Here is an 18,371-nt window from a genome sequence, read left to right on the forward strand (position 1 = left end):
GGTAGTTCCCCGCCCGGAAGACGCCTCCCGTCCACCGCAACGACCGAAAGCCGTGCCATGAGTCCCATCGCCTCAGCCGCTGCCGAGGAATTCCCCGCTGAATTGCCGCCCGCAACGCCCGCAGCCGCTCCGGATCCGTACATGCCGGGCCATGGCACCGACGTCTACCGCGTCACGCGCTACGAACTGGAGCTCGACTACCGCATCAGCAGCAACCATCTGGGCGGCCGGGCGACGCTGCACGCCGTCGCCCGGCGCCAGAGCTCCGCGATTGTCCTGGACCTGACCGGGCTCCGCGCCACGAAGGTGCTGATGCCCGGCCGCAAGGTGCGCAAGTTCAACCAGCGGGCTGAGCGGCTGGTCGTGGTGCCGGACACGGCGCTGCTGCCCGGTGACGAATTCACCCTGGACATCCGCTATGAGGGCAACCCGGCGCCGCGCCGCGGGCTCTGGGGAGAGGTGGGCTGGGAGGAACTGAGCGACGGCGTCCTGGTCGCCGGGCAGCCCAACGGCGCGGCGTCGTGGTTTCCCTGCAACGACCATCCGCGGGACAAGGCCAGCTACCGCATCGCGGTCACCACCGACGCCAACTACCGGGCCGTCTGCAACGGGGTACTGGTCTCGCACCAGGCCCGTTCCAGCCGCGAAACCTGGGTCTACGAGCAGTCCGAACCCATGGCCAGCTACCTCGCCACGGTCCAGATCGGCCGGTACGAACTGCTGCCGCTGAACCCGGACCGGACGGCCGGCGACGTCGCCCAGACCGCCGCGGTGCCGGCCGAACTGTCGGCCGAGGCCCGCGCCGGGCTCGCCCGCCAGCCGCAGATGATGCGTACCTTCACCAGCCGCTTCGGGCCCTATCCGTTCGCCGACTACACCGTTGTGGTGACCGAGGACGTCCTGGAGATCCCGCTGGAGGCCCAGTCCCTGTCCATTTTCGGGCGCAACCACCTGACGCCGGACTGGGAATCCCAGCGGCTGATCGCGCACGAGCTCTCCCACCAATGGTTCGGGAATTCGCTGACGGCAGCGTCGTGGAAGGACATTTGGCTGCACGAAGGCTTCGCCTGCTACGCCGAGTGGATCTGGTCCGAGGAGGCCGGCATCATGAGTGTGGCCGACCGCGCCCGGGCGGCCTGGCGGATGCTCAACCGCGAGGGCCAGGACCTGCTGGTCGGTGACCCGGGGCCGGAATTGATGTTCGATGACCGCGTCTACAAGCGCGGCGCCCTCGCACTGCACGCGGTCCGCCTCCACTGCGGCGATCTTGCCTTCTTCGCGCTCCTGCACGAGTGGACCGGCAGCCACCGGCACGGCTCCGTCACCACCGAGGATTTCATCGTGGCGGCGGACCGCGTCACCGGGATGGACGCCGAGGCTGTGCTGCACCCCTGGCTTTATCAAGAGGCGCTGCCGCCCCTTCCGGCCAGCTGACCGCCTGAAAGCTGACCCCGGGACCGCGCTAATCCCGGGCCGGGAGCGCGGAAAGGGCGACGGCGGCAGCGAACTGCGCGGGCAGTCCGGATTCATCGGGTGGCAGGTCCCGGATGCCGGGCTGGTCCAGCACCTCCACGGTCTCGGGCGCGGTGCGCAACCCGGCGCCGCACAGCTTGAGCCAGGCCTCCTTGCGTGCCCAGAGCCGGGCACGTCCGTGCAACAGCTCCGCGCCGGAGAGGCCGCGAAGGCTCTGGCGTTCTGCCGGGCCCAGCGCCACCTCATCGAAGCCGTCAAAATCAGCACCCGCCGGGTCCTGCACGTCGACGCCAAGGCGCAGCCCCGCGTCAGGATCCAGCACGGCGGCCAGCAGGACCCAGCCCGCGCTGCGGGACAGGCTGAGCAGAAGCGGAGCCGGCGCGCCGGCCAGGGTGTAGCCGGGCCTGCCGTGCGGGCTGCCGGGACCGCACTGCGGACAGTCGTAGGCGGCTGTGAGCTCCGACGGCGGCACGTCCAGCAGTTCGGCGGCAAGCTGCCGCTGAGCCAGCCGGCCGGCCAGGAACGCCGCCCGCGGACCGGGCTCCAGGCCCAGGGCGCGCCCGAGCTCGACGTCGTCCAGCTGTTCGCGGGCGGCGGCGTCCGGTAACCCGGGTGCGCCAGGTACGCCAAAGGGCGGGACCGACCGCACAATCAGCTGCGATGCCATGGTCCCGCCCTCCTATATTTCAGGCTCTCCCGTCAGGGGCTCCCCCTCCGGGCCGCTAGCGCTGCACGGCGCCGAAACGCTCGTGGGCGGCAGCGACCGCGCTGTCGCGGGCAGCCGAAGCCTCGTCCGCGGTCAGCGTCCGGTCGTCGGCCCGGAAGCGCAGGTTGAAAGCGAGCGACTTCTTACCCTCCTCGATGCCCTTGCCGGCGTAGACGTCGAACAGGGACACCTCCTCAAGCAGCTCCCCCGCGCCCTCGCGCAGGACGGCCAGCACCTCGTCCGCCGCAACGTCGGCCGCGACCACGAGGGCGACGTCCTGGGTCGCCACGGGGTAGCTGGAGATGTGCCGGGCGACGATCACGTCGGCGGCGGCTTCGAAGAGCGCCTCGGCGTCCAGCTCCAGCGCCACCGAGCGGGCCGGCATGTCGTGCGCTGCGAGCAGTTTCGGGTGGAGTTCGCCGGCGTAGCCCACGACCTCGCCGCTGCGCAGCGCCAACTGCGCGGCACGGCCCGGGTGGAACGCCTGGTGCTGGCCCTTGCTGACCACGAGTTCGACGCCGAGCACATCGCCGGCGAGCCGGGCGATGTCCAGCGCGTCGGCCCAGTCCCAGGCGCGGGGCGTGTGTGCCGGCCCAGCCGGGGAATCGTGGCCGGTCAGCACGGCGCCGAGATGCAGCGGCTGGTCCGGGACGCCGTCGTACAGACCGTCCAGCACCTCGTCGGAGGGCTTGGCGCCCAGCGGCGGAATCGAGGCGGTGCCCAGCGTGTCGCCGGGCAGGAAGACCAGCCCGGACTCGAAGAGCGCGAGGTCGCGGAAGCCGCGGGAGTGGTTGCGCTTGGCGACCTCGATCAGGCCCGGCAGGATGGAGGTCCGCAGGTAGCCCTGCTCTTCGCTGATCGGGTTGGCCAGCTTGAGCGCCTTGCGCTCCGCGCCGGCCACGGGGACCCCGAAGGTGTCGTTGGCGGCCTTGGAGACGAACGGGTACGCCATCACCTCGGTGAGGCCGGCGTCGGCCAGGGCCTGCACGAGCCGGCGGCGCTGCTGCTGGACTCGAGTAAGGCCGCGTCCCGGGGGCGCCACCGGGAGGGTCGCGGGGATCTTGTCATAGCCGACCAGCCGGGCGATTTCCTCGGAGAGGTCTTCCTTCGTTTCCAGGTCGTTGCGCCAGCTCGGGGCCGTGACGCTGTAGCCGGTGCTGGTCTTTTCGACGACGGCGCCGAGGTCCTGGAGCGAGGTCAGGATCTGTTCCTCGGTGAAGTCGATGCCGATCCGCTCGGCGGCGAACGCCGCCGGCAACTGCACGGTAACCGGAGCGGGCGCGGTGCCAACGTCGGTGCCCTCGGCCGCATCGGTGCCTCCGGCGAGTTCAACGAGGAGGTCGACGGCGCGCTGGGCGGCCACGTGGGCAACGTGCCAGTCCACGCCGCGTTCGAAGCGCTTGGACGCCTCGGAGGGCAGCTTGTGGCGGCGGCGCGAACGGGCAATCGAGACTTCCTCAAAGTGCGCCGCTTCGATCAGGATGGTCGACGTCGCGTCGCTGACTTCGGTGGCGGCGCCACCCATCACACCGGCGACGCCGATCGGGCCGGAGCCGTCCGTGATCAGGAGGTCTTCGGCGTCGAGCGCGCGGTCCTTGCCGTCCAGGGTCTTGAGCTTCTCGCCGGAGACGGCGCGGCGGACCACGATCTCGCCGGAAAGCTTGTCCTGGTCGTAGAAGTGCAGCGGCTGGCCGAGCTCCAGCATGACGTAGTTGGAGATGTCCACCGGCAGCGAGATGGAGCGGATGCCGGCGAGGCGGAGCCGGGCGGACATCCAGGGCGGGGTGGGACGGGTGGCGTCCACACCGTGCACGGTGCGGGCCACGAAGCGGTCGCAGCCGGGCTTGCCGTAGATCGGTGCGTCGTCGTTGAGCTTGACCGGGTAGCCGCCGGCCAGGGCGGCGGGGGCCTGCACCTTGGACGCGGGGTCGGTGAAGGGCGTGCCGGTGGCGTGCGCGTATTCCCGGGCCACGCCGCGGATCGAGAAGGCATAGCCCCGGTCCGGAGTGACGTTGATTTCCGCGGCCTGGTCGTAGAGGCCGAGCAGTTCCATGGCGTCGGTACCCAGTTCCGGGTCCAGGCCGATCCGGGACAGCACCAGGATGCCGTCGTGGTCCTCGCCGATGCCGAGTTCGCGGACCGAGGCGATCATGCCGGCGGAAAGGTGCCCGTAGGTCTTGCGGGCGGAGATCCGGAAGTCGCCGGGCAGGACAGCGCCCGGAAGCGTGACCACCACCTTGTCGCCTTCCACAAAGTTGTGGGCGCCGCAGATGATGCCCTGCACGCCGGAGGGGTCGATGCCGTCGCCGGTGAGCGTCTGCTCCTGGCCTTCGGGGACCACACGGACCTGGCACCAGTTGATGGTCTTGCCGTTGGACTGCGGCTCCTTGACCAGGCTCAGGACCTGGCCCACCACGATGGGGCCCTGGAGCGCATCCGTGGGGCGGTGGACCGCTTCCTCTTCAAAACCGACCTTGACCAGATCGGCCATCACGTCTTCGGCCGTCGCTCCGGCCGGTACCGCTGCGAATTCACGCAGCCAGGAAAGTGGGATACGCACTGTTAGATCTCCATCCCGAAGTGCTCGCTGAAACGTACATCGCCTTCGATCATGTCGCGCATGTCGCCGACCTCATTGCGGAACATGAGGGTGCGTTCGATGCCCATGCCGAAGGCAAAACCTGAATAGACGTCCGGATCGATGCCGGCGGCGCGCAGCACGTTGGGGTTGACCATGCCGCAGCCGCCCCACTCGATCCAGCGCGGGCCGCCCTTGGCCCCGGGGTGCCAGATGTCCAGCTCCGCGGACGGCTCGGTGAACGGGAAGTAGTTGGGGCGCAACCGGATCTGGGCCTCGTCGCCAAACATCTGGCGGGCGAAGTGCTCCAGGGTCCCGCGCAGGTCCGCCATGGACAGGCTCTTGTCGATCGCGAGGCCCTCGAACTGGTGGAAGACCGGGGTGTGCGTGGCGTCGAGTTCGTCGGTGCGGAAGACCTTGCCCGGGCACAGCACGTAGATCGGCACCTCGCGTTCCAGCATGGAGCGGACCTGCACCGGGGAGGTGTGGGTGCGCATCAGCAGGTGGGCCTCGGGCGGCTCCACGAAGAAGGTGTCCTGCATTTCGCGGGCCGGGTGGTCCGGCTTGAAGTTCAGCGCATCGAAGTTGAACCACTCCGACTCGACCTCGGGGCCTTCGGCGATCTCCCAGCCCATCCCGACGAAGATGTCCGCGACGCGGTCCTGCAGCGTGGACAGCGGGTGGCGGGCACCGGCGCGACGGCGGCGCGGAGCAGCCGTAACGTCCACGGTTTCCTCGACCAGGATGCGGGCGTCGTTCTCCGCCTCCAGTTCGACCGTGCGGTCCGCGAGCGCCTTGTTGACGCGTCCGCGGGAGGCTCCCATAAGCTTGCCGGCGGCGGCCTTCTGGTCCTTGGGCAGGGCGCCAATCTCACGGTTGGCCAGGCTCAGCGCGGATTTCTCCCCGGTGTGGGCGAGGCGCACGGCCTTGAGCTCATCGAGCGTCGAGGCGGCGGCAATGGCGGCGACGGCCTGGTCTACGGCGGCGGTGATGGCGGCTTCATCCAGAGGGTTCGGGACGGGGGCGCCCGGCAAAGTTTCAGTCATCTACTGTTCTTAGCTACGAGTCGGGTGATGCCAACGCACGCAGGGCCTCAACGGGTGCAGGGACCGGTGCATGGACAAAGGTCAGGGCTCACCGGAACTTCCCGGCGGGCGCTCCCGTCCAGTCTAGTTGAACGCGTCCGGGCGCCCGAACGTGACGGACAGGGACCGCCGGGCAGCACGGCTCCCCCGCTACCATGGCCTCATGACCTCCGGACAGCGGCTGCGGCAGCTTGCCAATCTGTTGAATGCATCTACCCCGCTGGGGTTGCTGCTGGCAGCCTGCGCCCGAACCAGGGTCCGTCGCGGCCCCCGCGGCCTGATCCTCGCCACCGGCTACCGCTGGCGGCTGCCGTTCGCGGCGGCGTTCACCGTGGGCAACGTGGTGCTGTTCCGGGCCGGTCCCGCCGAAGCCCTGGGCAACCCGGTGCTGCTGGGACACGAGGAACGCCACAGCACCCAGTACGCCTGGTGCCTGGGCATGCCGTTCCTGCCGCTGTACTTCCTGTCCGCTGCCTGGTCCCTGTGGCGGACGGGCAATCCCGGATCGGCCAACCCCTTTGAACGGCACGCCGGGCTCCGCGCCGGCGGTTACCCCCTCCTGCCCTCCCCAAGCGCTTCCCGACGACGGCCCCCAGGAAAAGGCGCCCCAGGAAAACCGGCCAGCAAGGCCCCCCGAGCGGAACGAGGCATGACATGACGGAAACTCCCCGGTCCATTGCGGTCACCGGATCCGGCACCGCGGAAGCCGCGCCGGACCTGCTGACCCTCGCCATCGGCGTCGAATGCCGCCGGCCCGGCGTGGAGGCGGCGTATGGCGACGCCGCCCTCGCCTCGTCCGCGATCACGGCCGTGCTCAGGAGGCACGGCGTGCCGGACGCGGACATCACGACGTCGGGGCTGAACGTCCGGGCCGAGGTCAGCTGGCAGGAGGGCCGCGGGCAGCTCGTCTCCGGATACCTGGCCTCCAGCATGCTGAGTGTCCGGCTCCGCGAGCCGGCGGCCGCGTCGGCGCTCATCGCCGCGGCGGTCGCGGCAGGCGGGGACGATGTGCGCCTCAACGGGCTGGAGCTCGGCTTTACCGATCCGTCGGCGGTCGAGGTGCGCGCCCGGGAGGCGGCCTGGAACGACGCCCGCACCGCGGCCGAGCACTTCGCCGCGCTGGCGGGCGCCCGGCTAGGCAGGACACTCTCGGTAACGCAGCAGTCCGGGACCGCCTCACCCATCCCGCTGGCCAAGATGCAGCGCGTGGCGGCATCCGAGCCGCTGACCGTCGAGGCGGGCGGTTCGAGCGTCACGGCGACTGTCGACGTCGTCTGGGAGCTGCTCGACTGAGCTCGCCGGACGGGCGGGACTTCGTGCGGGGCGGGGCTAGTGGGTGGCGCCCGCGGCGAGCTTGAGGTCAGCCGTCGTCGCCAGCGCGGTCCGTACGACGACGGCGAGCGCCTGCACCATCTGCTCCTGCGGGAGTGAGGCCAGTCCGCTTCCCGGCGGGACCTGGTCCGGCCCGTACGGTACATGGACAAAGCCGCCGCGCGCCCCCTGGGTGAGCCGCAGGGCGTGCATCAGGCCGTAAAAGACGTGGTTGCAGACGTAGGTCCCGGCCGTCTGTGACACCTCGGCGGGAATGCCCGCCGCTCCCAGCGCCGCCAGCGCCGCCTTTACCGGCAGCGTGCTGAAGTAGGCCGCTGGAGCGCCGGGCACCACAGGCTCGTCGACCGGGGCGTTGCCCGCGTTGTCAGGGATTCGCGCGTCATCGCAGTTGATCGCGATCCGCTCCAGCGAAATGCGTGCCCTGCCGCCGGCCTGTCCTGCGCAGACCACGAGGTCGGGGCGGTGCTCCGACAGGGCCGCGTGCAGCACCGTGATGGCCTCCCCGAAGACGCAGGGAAGTTCGATCGCCGTCACCTCATGGCCTTCGGCTTCGAGCAGGGCCGCCGCACCGCGCGCCGCGGTCCAGGACGGGTTGGTGCTTTCGCCGCCAAACGGTTCGAAGCCAGTCAGGAGAATCATGCGCCCAGCCTAGCAACGCTATGATCCGTGCCGGCGCTGTTTCTTTGGCCCCGGGTCCTTGACTTAAGATCGAACATATATTCGAATGTATCCATGAGATGGGACGCGCAAGCACTGAAGCCAAGCGGCGAAGCTCTCCCTGCAGGGTCCGCCGCAGGGCCCGCCTCGCCGGCCCTGCTGCCGCTGGCCGGACTCGTGCGGTCCGTCTCCACCCCTGAGTTTGCCGGGGTCACTTTTCATGAGGTCACCGCCAAATCGGTGCTCAACAAGGTGGCCGCCGGTTCCCGCATGCCGTTCGAGTGGACGGTCAATCCCTACCGCGGCTGCAGCCACGCCTGCGTCTACTGCTTCGCCCGCAAGAGCCACACCTACCTCGACTTCGACTCCGGCCTCGACTTCGACAGCCAGGTAGTAGTCAAGATCAACGCCGCCGAGGTGCTGCGCAAGGAACTCGCCAAGCCCTCCTGGCAGCGCCACCACGTCGCCCTGGGAACCAACACGGACCCGTACCAGCGCGCCGAAGGCCGCTACCAGCTGATGCCCGGCATCATCGGCGCCCTGGCCGACTCCGGCACTCCGCTGTCCATCCTCACCAAGGGCACGCTGCTGGCCCGGGACATCCCGCTGCTCAAGCACGCCGCCGCCCAGGTCCCGGTGGGCGTTGGGATCTCGCTGGCCATGACCGACGAGCGGCTCGCCGAGGCGGTGGAACCCGGAACGCCGGGCCCGCGGGCCAGATTGAAGCTGGTCTCCCGGCTGCGCGACGCGGGGCTTCCCTGCGGCGTGATGGCCATGCCCATCCTGCCCTGGCTCTCGGACTCCGACGAAGCGTTGGACTCGCTCTTCGGCTCGCTCGCAGCGGCTGGCGCCACAGGCGTCACGGCAGGGGCGCTCTACCTCAAGCCCGGCACCCGGGAGTGGTTCATGCAGTGGATCGCCCGTGAGCACCCCCAGCTCGCCGGAAAATACCGCCGCCTCTATGGCAGCGGTTCCTACGCTTCCAAGGAATACCGCGCGTGGCTGGCGGGCCGCATCCGGTATTTCAAGTCCCGGCACGGCTTCCTGGGATCCTCGGGGTTCAGCCACCGGGACCTCAACGATGATCCGCGGGAGGAGGAAGCCCAGTACCCGGCGGGCAGCATCCCCGGACCGGGAGCGCCGGGAGCGGCGGCCTACAGTGCCGGCGTCAACGCCGGAACAGCGCAGCCCACGCTCTTCTGACCGGCGCGTCCTCTTCCTGTTCTCCGGCAGGGCGCCTCGCCGGTGCCTAGTCCGGCGCCTAGAGGATTTTGACCGCTCCGAGGACCTTGGAGAGCGAATCCTTGGCGTCGCCGAACAGCAGGGTGGTTTTGGGGTCATGCAGGAGCTCGTTCTCGATGCCTGCGAAGCCCGGCCGCATCGAGCGCTTCAGGAACACCACCTGCTGCGCCTGGACCACCTCGAGGATCGGCATCCCGTAGATCGGCGACCCCGGGGACGACTTCGCGGCCGGGTTGACGACGTCGTTCGCGCCCACCACCAGGGCGATGTCCGTGTTGGCGAACTCCGGGTTGACCTCCTCGAGTTCCCGGAGCGACTCGTACGGCACGTTTGCCTCCGCCAGCAGCACGTTCATGTGCCCGGGCATCCGGCCCGCGACCGGGTGGATGGCGAAGACGACGTCGACTCCCCTGGCGGTGAGGGCGGTGGCAAGCTCGGCTACCGTGTGCTGGCCCTGGGCGACGGCGAGGCCGTAGCCCGGCACGATCACGACGCGCTGGGCATAGCCGAGCTGGACGGCGACGTCCTCGGCCGAGGAGGAGCGCACCGGCCGGTCGCTGAGGGCGGTCGAACCCGCTGCGGATCCGCCCCGGAAGGCGCCAAGCATGATGCCGGCCACGCCGCGCCCCATGGCCGAGGCCATCACCTTGGTCAGGATGGTGCCGCTGGCGCCCACAAGTGTCCCGGCGACGAGCAGCAGCACGTTGCCGAGCACGATCCCGGACGCCGCGACGGCGAGGCCGGTGAAGGCGTTCAGCAACGAGATCACGATCGGCACGTCGGCGCCGCCGACCGGGAGCACCAGCAGTAGCCCCGCGGCCAGGCCCAGCACCAGCAGCGCCCCGGCCCAGGCCGCCGACCCCGTCAGCACAACGAGTGCACCCGCGGTCAGGGCGCCCGCCAGGACGAGCACCATCACGGCAGGCATACCCGGGAAGAGCAATGGTCGGGTGCTGATCAGCTCCTGCAGTTTCCCGACCGTGACGGCCGAACCGGCGAAGGACACCGCGCCGACCAGCATGGTGAACACGACGGCCGGCCGCACCCAGGAGTCCGCGCTGTGGCCGAGTTCCAGCACCGCTACCAGCGCCGCCGCGCCGCCGCCCACCCCGTTGAACAGGGCCACCAATTGCGGCATCTGGGTCATCTGCACCCGCCGGGCCACCGGTACGGCCAGTGCGGTGCCGACGGCGATGGCGGCCAGGATCAGCGGAATGTTCTCCAGCCGCGCGGAGAGGAACACGGTCACCACGGCCACCGCAGCACCGGCCGCGCCGATGGCGTTGCCGCGACGGGCGGTCCGGGGCGAGCTGAGGCCCTTCAGGGCGAGAATGAAGCAGACGGCCGCCACGAGGTAGAACAGCGCGGTCCAGCCCGGGGCGAGGACGCTCATTTGCCCTCCTCCCCCGTCCGGGCGGTGCCGGCAGGAGGGGCGGCTCCGGCCGAACCACCGGGACCGGCGGCCTTCCGCGGGCCGAACATCTCCAGCATCCGGTCAGTGACGACGAAGCCGCCGACCAGGTTGACGGTCGCGAGGACCACCGCGAGCAAGGCGACGGCGAGCAGCCAGGGGTCGTCGGCCTGGCCCGCCACGATGACCGCTCCGACCAGGATGATGCCGTGGATGGCATTGGCGCCGGACATCAGCGGGGTATGCAGCTTGCTGGTGACTTTGGAGACGACCTCAAAGCCGACAAAGACGGCGAGCACCACCACCGTGAGTAACGTGACAGCATCCATTAGTTGTGGGCCTCCATCGCTGCCGCCGTGCCGGCGTGCCGGACGGCGCCGTCGTGGGTCAGACAGGCTCCGGCGACGACGTCGTCGTCGAAGTCCGGGACCACCTTGCCGTCCAGGGTCATCAGGGCAAGCAGGTTGGCGACGTTCTTGGCGTACAACCGGGACGCATCGGACGCTACGGCCGACGCCGCGTCCTGCATCCCTACCAGCGTCACGGCGCCGCCCGGGACCGGAACCAGGACGTCCCGGCCGGCGATGACTCCCTCGACGTTGCCACCGGATTCAGCGGCGAGGTCCACGACGACCGATCCCGCCCGCATCCCGGCCACCATGTCGGCGGTGACAAGCAGCGGGGCGGGGCGGCCCGGAATCGCCGCCGTCGTAATCAGCACATCCGCCGCAGCGACGTGTGGCGCCAGCAAGGCGCGCTGCCGGGCGGCGCGGTCCTCAGCGAGTTCGCGGGCGTAGCCGCCGCCGCCCTCAGCGGACGCGTTCGCAGCTCCAGTTTCGAGCTCCAGGTTGATGAAGGTGCCGCCCATCGAAGCGACCTCGTCGGCGGAGGCGGCGCGGATGTCGTTGGCCGATACCCGCGCGCCGAGCCGTTTCGCGGTGCCGATCGCCTGCAGGCCTGCGACGCCGGCGCCGAGGACCAGCACCCGGGCCGGCGGGATGGTCCCGGCAGCGGTCATGTACAGCGGAAAGAACCTCGGGTAGCGCAGTGCCGCCTCCAGCACGGCGCGGTAGCCGGCGACCAGGGACTGGGAGCTGAGCGCGTCCATCGACTGGGCACGGGAAATCCGGGGCACGAGTTCCAGGGCAAAGGACGTCACGCCGGCGGCGGCGAGGGCGCCCACGGCTGGCAGTTCCGAAGCCGGTGAGGCAAAGCCGATGGTGACGGTGCCGGGCTGCAGCGCGCCGGCGGTTTCCGGGGAGAGCGGGCGGACGTGCAACAGGACATCCACGGCGTCCAGCGGGAGCTCCGGGGTGAGGCTGGCCCCGGCCGCCTCATAGTCGGCGTCGCCGTAGCCGGATTCGACGCCGGCACCGCATTCCACCAGCAGCGACAAGCCGAGGCCCGTGAGCTGCCGCACCGTCTCGGGGGTGGCCGCAACCCGGCGTTCCCCCGCACGCTGTTCCCGTCTGACCCCCACCTGCACGCCAAGCTCCTCTCGGTTCGCCCCAGCGTAGGCACACAGCGCTTAGTTTGGCGAGGGTTCCGCCGCGACCGCCGCCAGGAGTGCTTCCACGATCGGCAGGTCGGCCGGGATCCAGGGCAGCTCCAGGACTTCCTGCGGGTCCGTCAGCGCCACCCAGCGGAGTTCGTCATGGTCCTGAAGTGGCTGCGGCGTGCCGGCCGCCAGCTCGGCGAACCAGACTCGCATCGCGGCCCGGTCGTTGAGCGGCCAGCCGGCCGGTGCCTCAGCGGGCAGCTCCGGCCCCAGCCGGACTTCCACCCCGAGTTCCTCCAGCAGTTCACGGTGCAGTGCACGCTCCGGAGCCTCACCCGGGTCCACCTTGCCGCCGGGGAACTCCCACATGCCGGCAAACTGGGGTGGTGCGGTCCGCCTCGCCACCAGGAGGGTCCGGGGGTCGGCCAGGGAATCCACTACTGCGCCGCCGACGACGTTGATGAGTTCAGTCACGTCCACCAGTCTAGGGGCGCCGCGGCCGTGGTTGCCGGGGGACAATGATGGGAGACCTGGCGTACGCCGTTGGAATATTGGAATACCGGAGCCTGCGCCCCGCATTCCCTGCTCAGAGACTCCACGCCGAACCACTGCGCCGCATTCTCCTGGCTCCAGCCGGGATCATTCCCGAAAAGTAGATGAATGACAACCACCAAAGACGCCCCCGCGACGCCGAAAACCGGCAGCCGCCACCTTGCCCTCGCCATCATTTCCCTTGCGATGGGCGGATTCGGCATCGGCACCACAGAGTTCACCATGATGGGCCTGCTCAAGGAGGTGGAACAGGGCCTGGGCATCGGCACCCCGGAGGCCGGGCACCTGATCTCCGCCTATGCCCTGGGCGTGGTGGTCGGCGCACCGGTGCTGGCCGCCGTCGGAGCCAAACTGCCGCGCAAGTACCTCGCGCTGGGGCTCATGCTGTTCTTCAGCCTCGCGAACCTCAGTTCCTTCATCGCCCCGGACTACGGCACCATGCTGGTGTCCCGCTTCGCCGCAGGTCTGCCGCACGGCGCCTTCTTCGGGGTTGCCGCGGTCATTGCCTCGTCCCTGGTCGCCCCGACCAAACGGGGCTGGGCCATCTCGATGGTGATGGCGGGCCTCACCGTTTCCAACGTCATCGGTGTGCCGTTCGGGACCTGGCTGGGCCAGAACTTTGGCTGGCGGCTGCTCTTCCTGCTGGTCGGCCTGATCGGCATCGCCACCATGGCCATGCTGTGGAAGTTCGTGCCGTTCCAGAAACCCCACGCCGACGCGAGCATCCGCCGTGAACTCGGCGCGCTGAAGCGGCTGCAGGTCTGGCTCGCAGTCCTGATCGGCGTGGTCGGCTTCGGCGGTTTCTTCGCCACGTACACCTACATCGCGCACACCATGACCTCAGTGGCGGGCATTCCCTCGGAGTGGCTGCCGCTCGTCGTCGCCCTTTACGGCGTGGGCATGGTGGTGGGAAACATCGTCGGCGGACGGATTGCGGACAAGTCCGTCATGGGCACCATCTACTGGGTCCTGCCCGGCGTTGCCGTGGCGCTCGTGGTCTACGCGGTGGCCGTGCACTGGCCCTGGTCCGCCTACGTGATGGTCTTCGTCGTGGGGGCCGCCGGTTCCATGCTCGTCCCGGCGCTGCAGACGCGGCTCCTCGATGCCTCCCCCGGCGCGCCGTCGCTGGCGTCCTCGCTGAACCATGCGGCCCTCAACGTGGCCAACGCCCTGGGCGCTTTCCTCGGCGGCCTCGTCATCGCTTGGGGCTGGGGCTACGTGGCGCCGGCCCTCGTGGGGGCGGTGCTGGCCATCCTGGGCCTCGGCGTCGCCGCCCTCAGCGGTGCGGTCGAACGCAGGAAGCCGCTGGTCCGGTAGCCGATTGATGCGGTACCGGCCCAGCGGCCTCGGGTTGAACGGGTGGAACGCGCGAACTAGCTGGCGCTGACGCGCTGCACGTCCGGTTCCAGGTAAATCACCCGTGCGGTGGGCACGGCTTCGCGGATCCGGACCTCGGTGGCGTCGATGGCCGCCGCGATGTCCCGGCCCGAGTCGGCCGCGCCGACGCCGATCTTGGCCGCCACCAGCAGTTCTTCGGGGCCGAGGTGCATGGTCTTGATGTGGATGATGCTGGTGCCGTCGGACTCGATGGCGCCGCGGATCTTTGCGACGTCGGCCTTGGTCGCCGACTCGCCCAGCAGCAGGGACTTGGTTTCCACCGCCAGCACCCCGGCGATCGCCACCAGCAGCAGGCCGATCATCCCGGTGCCGAGGGCGTCCCAGATGCCGTTGCCGGTCACCAGCGTCATGCTCACGCCGAAGAGGGCGAAGGCCAGGCCCAGCAGGGCGCCGAAGTCCTCCAGCAGGATCACGGGCAGCTCGGGCTGTTTGGCGTTGCGGATGAAGTGGACCCAGCTCTGGTTGCCGCGCAGCGGGTTGGACTCCCGGATCGCGGTCCGGAACGAAAAGGACTCGGCGACGATGGCGCCGATCAGCACGGCCAGAGGGACCCACCAGAAGTCGCCTTCAATGCCGTGCGGGTGCTGGATCTTGCCCCAGGCCTCGTAGAGCGCAAACAGGCCGCCGACGGAAAAGAGCACGATCGAGACGATGAACGCGTAGATGTACCGTTCCCGGCCGTACCCGAACGGGTGTTCAGGGCTTGCTTCCTTCTTGGCGCGCTTTCCGCCGACCAGCAGGAGCAGCTGGTTTCCTGAATCGGCGAGCGAGTGGATGGCCTCCGCGAGCATCGACGAGGACAGCGTCAGGATGAATGCGACGAACTTGAGGGTGGCGATCGTCAGGTTGGCGGCCAACGCCGCGACAATCGCCTTGGTACCGCCGTTTGCAGCCAAGAGAGCTTCTCCTTTGGAGGTTTTTCAGGGGAACGTGCGGAAGGCGCTTGGGGCCCGTGTCCGCAAGGAACACCGTACCCGTTTAGGGCCCGCCACCGCACCGCGGCGGGGCCGGTTTGCGGTACGTAACGATTGAGTGTGATGTTGCTGACACGCGATCACGCCTGTGTTAGCTTGAAGCCATAATCGGGATTCCTAAGGTGAATGCCGACGAATATGTAGGAGGAGACATGGGCTTTCTAGGCTGGATCATTCTCGGACTCATTGTAGGTGCAATCGTTAAGGCAATCATGCCTGGCAGGGTCGGCGGCGGCTGGGTCACCAGCCTCGTGCTCGGCGTCGTCGGGGCCGTTGTCGGCGGCTGGATCGGCGACCTGCTGTTCGGCGGCGGCAAGATGGAATTCTGGAACCTGGGTTCCTGGATCCTGGCCATAGTCGGCGGCCTCGTCGTAGCAGGCATCTACGGCGCCATCACCGGGCGAAACCGGACCACGTAAATCTCTCACGCCACCGCCCGGCAGCAATGCCGCAGCGGTGAAGGCACGACGGCGGGGGCTCACCAATTGGTGGGCCCCCGCCGTCGTTGGTTCTTCTAAAGGTGTTGCCGGCTAAGCAGTGCGCTGCTGCGACCGGGCGCTGGCGTAAAGGCAGACCGTTGCCGCGGTGCCCAAGTTGAGGCTTTCCGCCGCCCCGTAGACCGGCACGGCGACACGGTGGTCTGCTAGGGCGAGTTCCTCTTCGGAGAGCCCCTGGGCCTCGTTGCCGAACAGCCAGGCGGTTGGCTGTTCCAGGGCGTACTCTGATTCGGCCGCGGACGCGCCGAGCCGCCGGGCCGCGTTCTCGTCCTGGAGCCGGTCCAGATTCAGCTGGCCCTGGCCGTCCGCCGCGAGGACACCGATGCCGCGTTCCTTGCAGCGTGCCACCAGTTCCTCGACATCGGCGCCGAGCACCACGGGCAGGTGGAACAGGGATCCGGCCGTAGAGCGCACGGCTTTGGGGTTGTAGATATCAACGCTGGAGGCAGTCAGGATGACGGCGTCCGCCCCGGCGGCGTCGGCGGCCCGGAGCACGGTTCCGGCGTTGCCGGGGTCGCGCACCTGGCACAGGACCGCGACCAGTTGCGGGTCCGCGTCCAGCACCTGATCGAGGCCGACGTCCAGGAACCCGCAGACCGCGAGGATGCCCTGCGGGGTGACCGTGTCCGCCATCGCGGCCAGCACTTCGTCGGTGGCCAGGTACGCGCTGGTGCCCTCCGCGAGTGCCTCCAGGTCCGGGTGCCGGTCCAGGCAGGCCTCACTCGCGTAGACCTCGTAGACGATGCCCGGCTCCCCCGCGGCAACCCTCTTCTGGTGCAGGACCAGGGCTTCCCGGACGGCCTGCGGCCCCTCCGCCAGGAACTCGCTGCGCTTTAAACGGGCCGGGCGCCCGGCAAGCTGTGCCACCTTCCTCACTCGATCGGCTCGAGGGTTGGAAAGTGGAAAGTCTTGCGGGCGCCCGGTTTCGTTCATATAAGAACCTTAGTTGCTCTCGCGAGCAGTTCTTGAACGACGCTGTCTTTCGACGGCGGGAGGAACTACTTTGCGGCCTCGGCGTCAGCCTTCTTGGCAGCAGGCTTCTTCGCGGCAGGCTTCTTCGCAGCCTTCGGGGCCGCAGCAGCCTCGACCTGGACGGCCGGAGCGGACGTGTCGGCAGGCAGCGAGTCCTTGGCGACCTTGACCAGCGCGGCGAAAGCGTTGGCGTCGGAGACGGCCAGCTCGGCCAGCATACGGCGGTCAACCTCGACCTCAGCGGCCTTGAGGCCCTGGATCAGACGGTTGTAGGTCAGGCCGTTGGCGCGGGAAGCAGCGTTGATGCGCTGGATCCACAGGCGGCGGAAGTCGCCCTTCTTCTTCTTGCGGTCGCCGTAGCTGTACACAAACGAGTGCAGCAGCTGCTCTTTGGCCTTGCGGTACAGGCGTGAACGCTGTCCACGGTAGCCCTTTGCGCGTTCGAGGATAACCCGGCGCTTCTTGTGGGCGTTGACCGCCCTCTTCACACGTGCCACGTGCGTACTCCTTCAGAATTCTGATCCCAAGCATCTACTGCCGGAAAATCCGGCTGGCCTGAGAAGCCTTTTTGGTAGTGGACCGCTGCCAGGTGGCAATCGATCCGAGAACTTGGAACTTAGATGCCGAGCATCTTCCGGATGACCTTGGCGTCGCCCTTGAAGACGATCTTGTCGCCGGCGAGGCGGCGGGTCAGCCTGGAGGACTTGTGCTCGAGGTAGTGGCGGCGGTTGGCCTGCTGGCGGCGCAGCTTGCCGCTACCGGTCAGCTTGAAGCGCTTCTTAGCACCGCTGTGGGTCTTCATCTTCGGCATGGGAACCGATCTCCTTACGTATCCGCAGACGGGGTCTGCAGTCTTTCGTGCAGCCACCCCTGCGGGCGGCGTGCTGGTTGCTTGCTGCCGGACATTGCTGTCCGGCAGCCGTGAACTAGTTGGTCTTCTTGCTGCCCGGCTTCGGGGCGGCCTTGGGGGCCGCCGGCCGTGCCGCAGGCTTCGGAGCCGCAGGCCGGGCGACCGGCTTCGGTGCCGCAGCCGGCTTCGGCGCAGGCTTCTCGGCCGCCGGCGTTGCCGGTGCCGCAGGTGCCTTCGGTGCTGCAGCCTTGGGAGCGGCCGGCGCCTTGGTCACTGCGGGCTTCGCGGCGGCCTTCGGAGCTGCCTGCTTCGGAGCAGCCGCCTTGGGGGCCTTGGGGGCCTCCTGCTTCGGCTCTTCCTGGGCGGGGGCTTCCGTGGCCGGAGCCTCCGTCGCGGCTTCCTCAGCCTTGGGCGCCTCAGCGGCGGGGGCTTCCGTTGCCGGAGCCTCCGTCGCGGCTTCCTCAGCCTTGGGCGCCTCGGTCCGGACCTGGTAGCCCTCCGGCAGCAGGTCGGCAAGCGACTGCGTCAGGGGTGCCTCGGGGGCGGACGAGTCAACGCGGCCTCCGCCCGAAGACTTGGCTTCGTTCTCGGCCTTGGCTTCTGCGCGCTGCGTTGCACGGCGGGCCTCTGCCTTGGCTTCTGCCTTGTTCTTCAGCGGTCCGACAACCATGACCATGTTGCGGCCGTCGATGCGCGGGCTTGACTCCACGACGCCCACTTCGGCGACGTCGTCAGCGAAGCGCTGGAGCAGGCGGATACCCATCTCGGGGCGCTGCTGCTCACGGCCGCGGAACTGGATCATGGCCTTGACCTTGTCACCGGCGCCGAGGAAGCGGAGCGCGTGGCCGCGCTTCGTCTCGTAGTCGTGGGTGTCGATCTTCAGGCGGAAGCGGATTTCCTTCAGGACCGTGTTGGTCTGGTTCTTCCGGGCTTCGCGTGCCTTGACGGCGGCTTCGTACTTGTACTTGCCGAAGTCCATCAGCTTGCACACCGGAGGCTTGGCCTGCGGTGCAACTTCAACGAGATCAAGATCGGACTCGGCAGCCAAACGCAGGGCATCCTCAATACGGACGACGCCTACTTGTTCGCCTGCAGGGCCGACCAGCCGCACCTCGGGGACGCGGATACGCTCATTGATTCTTGGCT

Annotated in this window: 19 protein-coding genes; 6 read left to right on the forward strand and 13 right to left on the reverse strand. The window is 69.0% G+C overall.

The window, feature by feature from the left end:
• The first annotated feature begins 57 nt into the window (after positions 1-57).
• Positions 58-1,434: a M1 family metallopeptidase gene (locus AC1DBL_RS15890; protein ID WP_476893573.1), complete on the forward strand. Its 1,377-nt coding sequence runs from the start codon at positions 58-60 to the stop codon at positions 1,432-1,434.
• 28 nt (positions 1,435-1,462) lie between these two features.
• Here AC1DBL_RS15890 and AC1DBL_RS15895 read toward each other — a convergent pair whose 3' ends face one another.
• Genes AC1DBL_RS15895 through pheS form a run of 3 tightly spaced genes read right to left on the reverse strand, consistent with a single transcriptional unit; the run spans position 1,463 to position 5,803 of the window.
• Entirely contained in the window at positions 1,463-2,140 is a 678-nt protein-coding gene (locus tag AC1DBL_RS15895) for a 4'-phosphopantetheinyl transferase family protein (RefSeq protein WP_476909738.1), read from the reverse strand.
• Between the two features lie 55 nt (positions 2,141-2,195).
• Positions 2,196-4,739 (reverse strand): phenylalanine--tRNA ligase subunit beta, encoded by a 2,544-nt coding sequence (gene pheT / locus AC1DBL_RS15900; RefSeq protein WP_476909739.1) that lies wholly within the window; start codon positions 4,737-4,739, stop codon positions 2,196-2,198.
• A gap of 2 nt (positions 4,740-4,741) precedes the next feature.
• Positions 4,742-5,803, reverse strand: coding sequence for a phenylalanine--tRNA ligase subunit alpha (gene pheS / locus AC1DBL_RS15905; RefSeq protein WP_476893576.1), 1,062 nt, complete (start codon positions 5,801-5,803; stop codon positions 4,742-4,744).
• A gap of 202 nt (positions 5,804-6,005) precedes the next feature.
• Between pheS and AC1DBL_RS15910 the strand changes: the two genes are divergently transcribed.
• Both AC1DBL_RS15910 and AC1DBL_RS15915 read left to right on the forward strand, forming a co-directional pair.
• Complete coding sequence (locus AC1DBL_RS15910) at positions 6,006-6,500, forward strand: hypothetical protein (protein WP_441419426.1); 495 nt, start codon at positions 6,006-6,008, stop codon at positions 6,498-6,500.
• Positions 6,497-7,135 carry an SIMPL domain-containing protein gene (locus AC1DBL_RS15915; protein WP_441419425.1) on the forward strand — a complete coding sequence of 213 codons (639 nt, stop codon included), beginning with the start codon at positions 6,497-6,499 and terminating at the stop codon, positions 7,133-7,135. Before AC1DBL_RS15910 ends, AC1DBL_RS15915 begins: the two co-directional genes overlap by 4 nt.
• A 36-nt stretch (positions 7,136-7,171) precedes the next feature.
• Here AC1DBL_RS15915 and pcp read toward each other — a convergent pair whose 3' ends face one another.
• Positions 7,172-7,813: a pyroglutamyl-peptidase I gene (pcp, locus tag AC1DBL_RS15920; protein ID WP_441419424.1), complete on the reverse strand. Its 642-nt coding sequence runs from the start codon at positions 7,811-7,813 to the stop codon at positions 7,172-7,174.
• 93 nt (positions 7,814-7,906) lie between these two features.
• Here pcp and AC1DBL_RS15925 point away from each other — a divergent pair, with 93 nt between their 5' ends.
• Complete coding sequence (locus AC1DBL_RS15925) at positions 7,907-9,034, forward strand: Rv2578c family radical SAM protein (RefSeq protein WP_441419423.1); 1,128 nt, start codon at positions 7,907-7,909, stop codon at positions 9,032-9,034.
• 58 nt (positions 9,035-9,092) lie between these two features.
• On the opposite strand, the gene AC1DBL_RS15930 is transcribed toward AC1DBL_RS15925, so the two are convergent.
• Genes AC1DBL_RS15930 through AC1DBL_RS15945 form a run of 4 tightly spaced genes read right to left on the reverse strand, consistent with a single transcriptional unit; the run spans position 9,093 to position 12,456 of the window.
• Positions 9,093-10,466, reverse strand: coding sequence for an NAD(P)(+) transhydrogenase (Re/Si-specific) subunit beta (locus tag AC1DBL_RS15930; protein ID WP_476926455.1), 1,374 nt, complete (start codon positions 10,464-10,466; stop codon positions 9,093-9,095).
• On the reverse strand, positions 10,463-10,813 hold the full coding sequence (locus AC1DBL_RS15935; protein ID WP_476926456.1) for an NAD(P) transhydrogenase subunit alpha part 2: 351 nt from the start codon (positions 10,811-10,813) through the stop codon (positions 10,463-10,465). The genes AC1DBL_RS15930 and AC1DBL_RS15935 overlap by 4 nt, the downstream gene beginning before the upstream one ends.
• Positions 10,813-11,970: a Re/Si-specific NAD(P)(+) transhydrogenase subunit alpha gene (locus AC1DBL_RS15940; protein ID WP_441419420.1), complete on the reverse strand. Its 1,158-nt coding sequence runs from the start codon at positions 11,968-11,970 to the stop codon at positions 10,813-10,815. Before AC1DBL_RS15940 ends, AC1DBL_RS15935 begins: the two co-directional genes overlap by 1 nt.
• Positions 11,971-12,012: 42 nt before the next feature.
• A complete protein-coding gene (locus tag AC1DBL_RS15945; protein ID WP_441419419.1) occupies positions 12,013-12,456 on the reverse strand; it encodes a (deoxy)nucleoside triphosphate pyrophosphohydrolase in 444 nt (147 codons plus the stop codon).
• A gap of 186 nt (positions 12,457-12,642) precedes the next feature.
• On the opposite strand from AC1DBL_RS15945, the gene AC1DBL_RS15950 reads away from it, so the two are divergent.
• Positions 12,643-13,851, forward strand: coding sequence for an MFS transporter (locus AC1DBL_RS15950; RefSeq protein WP_441419418.1), 1,209 nt, complete (start codon positions 12,643-12,645; stop codon positions 13,849-13,851).
• A gap of 56 nt (positions 13,852-13,907) precedes the next feature.
• Here the strand turns inward: AC1DBL_RS15950 and AC1DBL_RS15955 are convergent, their stop codons facing one another.
• Positions 13,908-14,828 (reverse strand): cation diffusion facilitator family transporter, encoded by a 921-nt coding sequence (locus tag AC1DBL_RS15955; protein ID WP_476926457.1) that lies wholly within the window; start codon positions 14,826-14,828, stop codon positions 13,908-13,910.
• A gap of 230 nt (positions 14,829-15,058) precedes the next feature.
• Between AC1DBL_RS15955 and AC1DBL_RS15960 the strand changes: the two genes are divergently transcribed.
• Positions 15,059-15,325, forward strand: coding sequence for a GlsB/YeaQ/YmgE family stress response membrane protein (locus AC1DBL_RS15960; RefSeq protein WP_441419416.1), 267 nt, complete (start codon positions 15,059-15,061; stop codon positions 15,323-15,325).
• Positions 15,326-15,436: 111 nt separating this feature from the next.
• Here AC1DBL_RS15960 and AC1DBL_RS15965 read toward each other — a convergent pair whose 3' ends face one another.
• The 4 genes from AC1DBL_RS15965 to infC form a co-directional block, all read right to left on the reverse strand.
• Entirely contained in the window at positions 15,437-16,336 is a 900-nt protein-coding gene (locus AC1DBL_RS15965; protein ID WP_441419415.1) for a TrmH family RNA methyltransferase, read from the reverse strand.
• Between the two features lie 65 nt (positions 16,337-16,401).
• A complete protein-coding gene (rplT, locus tag AC1DBL_RS15970; RefSeq protein WP_175323251.1) occupies positions 16,402-16,872 on the reverse strand; it encodes a 50S ribosomal protein L20 in 471 nt (156 codons plus the stop codon).
• A gap of 119 nt (positions 16,873-16,991) precedes the next feature.
• Entirely contained in the window at positions 16,992-17,186 is a 195-nt protein-coding gene (gene rpmI, locus AC1DBL_RS15975) for a 50S ribosomal protein L35 (protein ID WP_009358635.1), read from the reverse strand.
• A gap of 115 nt (positions 17,187-17,301) precedes the next feature.
• Positions 17,302-18,336, reverse strand: a complete 1,035-nt coding sequence (gene infC / locus AC1DBL_RS15980) for a translation initiation factor IF-3 (protein ID WP_476926458.1) — start codon at positions 18,334-18,336, stop codon at positions 17,302-17,304.
• Between the last annotated feature and the right edge of the window lie 35 nt (positions 18,337-18,371).

The organism is Arthrobacter sp. 10T44, from assembly GCF_056393885.1.

Excerpts from the sequence above, each read along its gene's own strand:
- AC1DBL_RS15890 (WP_476893573.1), top strand. The coding sequence starts at position 58 with ATGAGTCCCATCGCCTCAGCCGCTGCCGAGGAATTCCCCGCTGAATTG.
- AC1DBL_RS15895 (WP_476909738.1), bottom strand. The coding sequence starts at position 2,140 with ATGGCATCGCAGCTGATTGTGCGGTCGGTCCCGCCCTTTGGCGTACCT.
- pheS (WP_476893576.1), bottom strand. The coding sequence starts at position 5,803 with ATGACTGAAACTTTGCCGGGCGCCCCCGTCCCGAACCCTCTGGATGAA.
- AC1DBL_RS15910 (WP_441419426.1), top strand. The coding sequence starts at position 6,006 with ATGACCTCCGGACAGCGGCTGCGGCAGCTTGCCAATCTGTTGAATGCA.
- AC1DBL_RS15915 (WP_441419425.1), top strand. The coding sequence starts at position 6,497 with ATGACGGAAACTCCCCGGTCCATTGCGGTCACCGGATCCGGCACCGCG.
- pcp (WP_441419424.1), bottom strand. The coding sequence starts at position 7,813 with ATGATTCTCCTGACTGGCTTCGAACCGTTTGGCGGCGAAAGCACCAAC.
- AC1DBL_RS15925 (WP_441419423.1), top strand. The coding sequence starts at position 7,907 with ATGAGATGGGACGCGCAAGCACTGAAGCCAAGCGGCGAAGCTCTCCCT.
- AC1DBL_RS15930 (WP_476926455.1), bottom strand. The coding sequence starts at position 10,466 with ATGAGCGTCCTCGCCCCGGGCTGGACCGCGCTGTTCTACCTCGTGGCG.
- AC1DBL_RS15935 (WP_476926456.1), bottom strand. The coding sequence starts at position 10,813 with ATGGATGCTGTCACGTTACTCACGGTGGTGGTGCTCGCCGTCTTTGTC.
- AC1DBL_RS15950 (WP_441419418.1), top strand. The coding sequence starts at position 12,643 with ATGACAACCACCAAAGACGCCCCCGCGACGCCGAAAACCGGCAGCCGC.
- AC1DBL_RS15960 (WP_441419416.1), top strand. The coding sequence starts at position 15,059 with ATGGGCTTTCTAGGCTGGATCATTCTCGGACTCATTGTAGGTGCAATC.
- AC1DBL_RS15965 (WP_441419415.1), bottom strand. The coding sequence starts at position 16,336 with ATGAACGAAACCGGGCGCCCGCAAGACTTTCCACTTTCCAACCCTCGA.
- rpmI (WP_009358635.1), bottom strand. The coding sequence starts at position 17,186 with ATGCCGAAGATGAAGACCCACAGCGGTGCTAAGAAGCGCTTCAAGCTG.